Consider the following 6,616-nt stretch of genomic DNA (forward strand, 5'->3'; position numbering starts at 1 on the left):
CCGCGCCCGCGACGCCGTACCGTACGTGTGTCTAGCTGTCCAGCTTCAGCAGCAGACCAAGAACGACAATGCACGCGAACCACAGCAGACCGACAACCACGGTGATGCGGTCGAGGTTACGCTCGGCGACGGAGGAACCACCGACGGACGACTGCATTCCGCCACCGAACATGTCGGAGAGGCCGCCGCCCTTCCCCTTGTGCATCAGCACGAGCAGCATCATCAGCAGGCTGAAGACGATGAGGGCGATCGAGAACCCCATTACCACGGCTGGACCAACTTCCTCGGACGGGCGGAGCCGGCGGGATCTGGGAGTCAGACCCGATGGTTCCGATACGGACTGCGGGGACCCGCCGGGAGATGTTCAACCGTCCCGAACCGGCCCCCGCAAGGGTACGACGGATCCGTGCCGCCGCATACTTACCGGTCCCGGAACCCGTGCGCAGCGGTTCCGGAACCCTGTGCCTGCCGGTCCCTACTGGTCCCGGAACCGGACGATCTTGACGAACTCGTCGGCGTCCAGAGCCGCGCCGCCCACCAGGGCGCCGTCCACATCGGGCTGCGTCATGATCGCGGCGACGTTCCCGGACTTCACCGAGCCGCCGTACTGGATCCGGACCTGGTCGGCCAGCTCCTGCGAGTACAGCTCGGCCAGCCGTCCGCGGATCGCTCCGCAGACCTCCTGGGCGTCCTCGGGAGTGGCGACCTCGCCGGTACCGATGGCCCACACCGGCTCGTACGCGATCACCACGGACTCGGCCTGCTCGGCCGGGATGTCCTTGAGACCGCCGTCGAGCTGGGCGAGCGTGTAGGAGACCTGGTCACCGGCCTTGCGGATGTCCAGGCCCTCCCCCACACAGAGGATCGGGGTCAGCCCGTGCTTGAACGCGGCCTTGACCTTGGCGTTGCAGATCTCGTCCGTCTCGGCGTGGTACTGCCGGCGCTCCGAGTGACCGACGGCGACATAGGTGCACTTCAGCTTGGCCAGCATCGGGCCCGAGATCTCGCCGGTGTAGGCACCGGAGTCGTGCGCCGAGATGTCCTGGGCGCCGTACTTGATCTTGAGCTTGTCGCCGTCGACCAGGGTCTGCACGGACCGCAGATCGGTGAAGGGCGCCAGCACGGCGACCTCGACGGCGTCGTAGTCCTTGTCCGCCAGTGCGAAGGCGAGCTTCTGGACATGGGCGATGGCCTCGAGATGGTTGAGGTTCATCTTCCAGTTGCCCGCCATCAGCGGGGTACGGGTGCTCATGCGGGGATCAGTCCTCCAGTGCGGCGAGGCCGGGAAGCGTCTTGCCCTCGAGATATTCGAGGCTGGCGCCGCCACCGGTCGAAATATGGCCGAATGCGTTCTCGTCGAAGCCCAGGATCCGGACCGCGGCGGCGGAGTCGCCACCGCCGACGACGGAGAAGCCCGGGGAGTCGACGAGCGCCTGGGCGACGGCCCTGGTGCCCTCGGCGTAGTCGGGGTGCTCGAAGACGCCCATGGGACCGTTCCAGAAGACGGTCCCGGCGTCGAGGAGCTTCGAGGCGTACAGCCGGCCGGTCCCGGGGCCGATGTCCAGGCCCATCTTCCCGGCCGGGATGGCGTCGGCGGCCACCGTGTCGGGGTGCGCGGGCGCCTTGGTCCTCAGGTCCGGGAACTCCGGCGCGACCAGGACGTCCACGGGGAGCACGAACTCCACGCCGCGCTCGTCGGCCCGCTTCAGATACTCCTGGACGGCCGGGATCTGGTCCTCCTGGACGAGCGAGGAGCCGATCTCGTGGCCCTGCGCCCTCAGGAACGTGAAGAGCATGCCGCCGCCGATCAGGATGCGGTCGGCCTTCTCCAGGAGATGGTCGATGACACCGAGCTTGTCGGAGACCTTGGCGCCGCCGAGCACGACGGCGTAGGGCCGCCGTACGTCCTCCGTGAGCTTCTTGAGCACGGCGACCTCGGTGGCGATCAGCCCCCCCGCGGCGTGCGGCAGGCGGGCCGGCAGGTCGACGACCGAGGCGTGCTTGCGGTGCACCGCGCCGAAGCCGTCGCCCACATAGAGATCGGCCAGTGCGGCGAGCTGGTCGGCGAAGGCGCCGCGCTCGGCGTCGTCCTTGGAGGTCTCGCCCGGGTTGAAGCGCAGATTCTCGATGACGGCGACCCGGCCGTCGGCCAGGCCCGCGACGACGGCCCGGGCGGAGTCGCCGACGGTGTCGGTCGCGAACGCCACATCGGCGCCGAGGAGTTCACCGAGGCGCGCGGCGGCGGGAGCGAGGGAGAAGGCGGGTTCCGGGGCGCCCTTGGGGCGGCCCAGATGGGAGGCGACGACGACCCGGGCGCCGGCCTCGGCGAGCCGGGCGACCGTCGGCAGTACGGCCCGGATCCGGCCGTCGTCGGTGATGGTGGTGCCGTCGAGCGGCACATTGAGGTCGGCACGGACGAATACGCGCTTGCCGCCGACCCCTTCGGCGAGAAGTTCGTCGATCGTCTTCATCTGCTGCTGGACTCCTTGGGATGTCTGGACAGGCCAACAGGGCTCGAACGGCGCAGCGGATGCGCCGACCGAGCCCTGTCGCTCATATCGAGATGCCTACCGGCCCTGAACTCAGCGGCCCTGAACGCACGGGCGCCGTGTCAGAGCTGGCCGCCGACGAAGACGGTCAGGTCGACAAGACGGTTGGAGTAGCCCCACTCGTTGTCGTACCAGCCGATGACCTTGACGTTCTTGCCCTGGACCATGGTCAGGGAGGAGTCGAAGGTGCAGGAGGCGGGCCAGTTGACGATGTCCGAGGAGACGATCGCGTCCTCGGTGTAGTCCAGGATGCCCTTGAGCTGGCCCTCGGCGGCCTTCTGGAACGCGGTGTTCACCTCGTCCTTGGTCACCTCGCGCTCCAGCTCGATGACCAGGTCGGTGACGGAGCCCGTCGGGACCGGGACGCGCATCGCGATGCCGTCGAGCTTGCCCGCCAGCTCCGGGATCACCAGGGCGGTGGCCTTGGCGGCACCGGTGGTGGTCGGAATGATGTTCTCCGCGGCGGCGCGGGCGCGGCGCAGGTCCTTGTGCGGGAAGTCCAGGATGCGCTGGTCGTTCGTGTACGCGTGGACCGTCGTCATCATGCCCTTGACGATGCCGAAGTTCTCCAGGAGGACCTTGGCCATCGGCGCCACACAGTTGGTGGTGCAGGAGGCGTTGGAGATGATGTGGTGACTGGCCGCGTCGTACTTGTCGTGGTTGACGCCCATCACGATGGTGATGTCCTCGTCCTTGGCCGGAGCCGAGATGAGGACCTTCTTGGCGCCGCCCGCGATGTGCTTGGCGGCGTCGTCCTTCTTGGTGAAGATACCGGTCGACTCGATGACGATGTCGACACCCAGCTCACCCCAGGGGATGTCGGCCGGGTTGCGCTCGGAGAGCACCTTGATCGTGTGGCCGTCGACGGTGATCGTGTCGGCGGTGTGGGTCACCTCGGCCTTCAGACGGCCCAGGATGGTGTCGTACTTCAGAAGGTGCGCCGTGGTCGCAGTGTCACCCAGGTCGTTGACAGCCACGATCTCGATGTCTGCACCCTGCTCCAGCAGCGCGCGGAAGTAGTTACGACCGATGCGGCCAAAGCCGTTGATGCCTACGCGGATCGTCACGAACCGATCTCCTCGTTAGGTACGCCGGGTTTCGACGCCGGCGAGTTGTATGGGATGTCCCCGACCGCTTATGACCCTACCTCTCCCCGGCCCACGTGGTGACATCGAGTGGCCCCGTGAGCCGACGGCGGCCCGTACCCGTCGGTACGGGTACGGGCCGCCGCGTGCGTGCGGGCGGGGATCAGTCCCGCAGGGCGCTCAGCGCCTTGCCGAGGAGCGTCGCGCGCTCCCCCGTGTCCCGCACGTGCTCCAGACCGAATCCGAGCAGCACGGTGTCACGCGTGGTGACCGCCGCGTACGACTTGAAGAGCTCCTGGGCACGCGCCCAGTCCCCCTCCACCGCGGGGCTTCCCTCCGGCGCGCCCGGAGTGGTCCAGGCCCCCAGCGAGGTCTCGAAGCCCTCGGACGCCTGCTCCACGCCGCCCACGGCGAGCCGCGCGTTGTCGGCGAAGAGTCCGCGCCCGCCGCTGCCGGGGTCGGTGATGTAGCTGAGCGACAGCTCGGCCTTCTTGCCCGCGTAGGCGCTCAGGTCGAAGACCACCTGCTGCCAGCCGTTCGAACTGCCGGTGAAGCTGTTCCAGGCACCGCTGGTGCCGGTCGCGGTGCAGGCCTCGTTGCCGAGGGTCAGATAGCGGCCGAGGAACGGGTGGCCCTGGAGGAAGAACCCGGCCTCGCACTCGGCGGGCACGGTGGTGCTGGTCGCGCCGCCGGCCTCGGGGAGGGTGGTCCAGTCGTCGGCACCGGCGGTGTGGGCCTCCAGGACCGCGTGGTCGTACCCCGGCTCGGTGTTCCAGTTGAGCGCGAGGCGCAGCTCCGGCTTGTCGGCCGCGTCGACCCCGGTGAGGTCGACGGTCCGGGTGAGCCGGCGCCAGTCGTTGTCCTGGTGGGTGGCGGCGGCCATCCACTGGCCCTCGTAAGGGGCGTACGGGTTCGGGGTCCCGGTGTACACGCCCGCCTGCGCGCTCGCGAACTGCGGGAAGGTCTCCGGGTCCAGGGTGTCGGAGGTGACGGTGTAGCTGCCCGCCGCGTTCAGCGGGTTGCCGGGCGCCGCGCCGAGTGCTCCGGCCGCTCCCGAGAGGACTCCCGCGCCGGCGAACCCGGCGGCGCGGGCGTTGGACGCGCGCCCGTAGGCGCCCAGGTAGTACTGGCTGAAGTCATTGGTCTGGGCCCGCCCGACCTGGGCGTTGCCGCCGGCCAGCTCTCCGGCCTCGATGAGCTTGCCGCCCTCGTTGAGGAAGTCGCGCACGGCGAGCTGGGTCGGACCGCCGGGGGCCACGGCGCCCGTGTAGTGGACGGCCGTGGAGAAGTGGCTGAGAACACCCAGCGGGTGCGGCGCGCCCTGGGTGGCGACGTCCCAGACGACGGCGGTACGGCCGTTGGCGCGCAGGGCGTCGACGTAGGTCTGGGCCTGCTGGGCGGGCGTGCCCTCCTCGGCGATCACGAGCGTGTCGGCGCGGGGGACTTCGGCCACGGTGTAGGTGAAGTGCTCGCTGGAGGTGGCCTTTCCGTCCTCCGTCCGTCCGGTGAACCAGACCTCGACGCTGTCACCCGGACCGGCGCCCTCGACCTTGGCGCGGTACTGGTCGAAGTGGAGGTTGTCCTCCCCGCCGTAGGTCTCGCCGCCCTTCCAGGCCCTGATCCTCTCCTGCTCGGTACGGCCGCCGTCGACGCGGTAGTTGAGCTCCATCTTCCGCAGCGACGAGCGCGCGGTGACGGAGACCTCCTGGTCGGCGCCGCGCGCGTACGAGGTGGTGAAGGGGTCGAGCGTGAAGTCGGGGGCGGTCAGGCCGACCGACGAGGAGGGCTGGTCGGGGTGGGCCGCCGTCTCGGCGACGGAGAGCGCGAAGGGGACGTTCTTGGCGAACTCCTCCTCGATCAGGTTCTCGTCGTCGGGGAAGTTGAAGCCGGACTGGCAGTCCCGTGCCTCCCACGCGTCGTCCGGGTCGTATCCGGACGCGGTCTGGCAGGTCGTCATCTCCGGGGTGAACATCATCGTTCCGTTGACGTTCGCCGCGTGGCCGTCGGCCTCACCGTTGGTGGTGTACAGCTCGGAGGAGACCTGCGGGTAGTAGCCGGGGATGGCGGAGTTCTCCGGGGTGCCCGCGAGCGCCTTGTAGAGCACGTCGTCGGGGGTCGGGGTCGCGACCTGCCAGCCCACGCCGTAGAGGAGCAGTTCGGCGGCGGAGTGGTAGTTGATGCCGTAGTCGAAGTCGATGCGCCGCTCGAAGCGGTCGATCGCCTGGGTCTCGGGCTCGGAGTTGGGGCCGGTGCCGCGGTACGTCTCGTTCGCGGGCTGCGGGGACGAACCCTCGTCGTCGTAGCCCCACTTGTAGGCGAAGTTGCGGTTCAGGTCGACGCCGTCGCCCGAGGTGATCTGTCCGTTGCCGTCGACGTCACGGAGGTTCTTGCGCCAGAGGCGGGCGCTGTCGGAGCTGAAGGTGTAGTCGTAGCCGTCCGGGTTGGCGGAGAGGACGAACCACAGCTCGGTGGAGTCGACGATCTTCGTTATTCGGGGGTTCTTGCCGTAGTTGTCGATGTAGTGGTGCATCAGCCGGCGCGTCATCTCGGGAGTGATCCACTCCCGCGCGTGCTGGTTCGACATGTAGAGCACGGACGGCTTGGATCCGTCCTTGGCCGTGCGCGCGCCCTTGCTGACCTTGAGGGCGAGGATGTCCTGTCCCAGCACGGTCTTGCCGATGGAGACGACCTTGGTGATACCGGGATTGGCCTGCCCGGTCTCGACGATCTCCTCCTGGAGGTTGCCCTCACCGCTGTACGGGCGGAAGACTCCCTCGTCCGCCGCGCGGGTCCGGGCCGCCGCCTTCGCGGGAACCTTGCGCTCGGCGACCTCGACGCCCTGCTTCTCCAGGGCGCGCGCCTGACCGTCGGTGAGGAACAGCTCGACCTTGGCGGTCCCCTTCTCGGGGGCCCGTTCGGTGAGTTCATGGGCGTCCTGGCCCGCCGACAGGAGCAGGGGTACCTGCTCCTGACGCCGGGCCA

The 6,616-nt window shown here is 69.0% G+C and carries 5 protein-coding genes; all 5 read right to left on the bottom strand.

Annotated features, from left to right (window positions below):
• Window positions 1-31 precede the first annotated feature (31 nt).
• Window positions 32-262, bottom strand: coding sequence for a preprotein translocase subunit SecG (secG, locus tag BFF77_RS16130; RefSeq protein ID WP_046495616.1), 231 nt, complete (start codon window positions 260-262; stop codon window positions 32-34).
• Between the two features lie 213 nt (window positions 263-475).
• Window positions 476-1,252: a triose-phosphate isomerase gene (gene tpiA, locus BFF77_RS16135; protein WP_066949711.1), complete on the bottom strand. Its 777-nt coding sequence runs from the start codon at window positions 1,250-1,252 to the stop codon at window positions 476-478.
• A gap of 7 nt (window positions 1,253-1,259) precedes the next feature.
• Entirely contained in the window at window positions 1,260-2,471 is a 1,212-nt protein-coding gene (locus tag BFF77_RS16140) for a phosphoglycerate kinase (RefSeq protein ID WP_066949714.1), read from the bottom strand.
• Between the two features lie 140 nt (window positions 2,472-2,611).
• Window positions 2,612-3,616 (bottom strand): type I glyceraldehyde-3-phosphate dehydrogenase, encoded by a 1,005-nt coding sequence (gap, locus tag BFF77_RS16145; protein WP_066949717.1) that lies wholly within the window; start codon window positions 3,614-3,616, stop codon window positions 2,612-2,614.
• A 181-nt stretch (window positions 3,617-3,797) separates the two neighbouring features.
• The coding region (locus tag BFF77_RS16150; protein WP_066949719.1) for a M14 family metallopeptidase at window positions 3,798-6,616 on the bottom strand (2,819 nt) is incomplete at its 5' end.

Source organism: Streptomyces lushanensis (genome assembly GCF_001700515.1).
GTDB lineage: Bacteria > Actinomycetota > Actinomycetes > Streptomycetales > Streptomycetaceae > Streptomyces > Streptomyces lushanensis.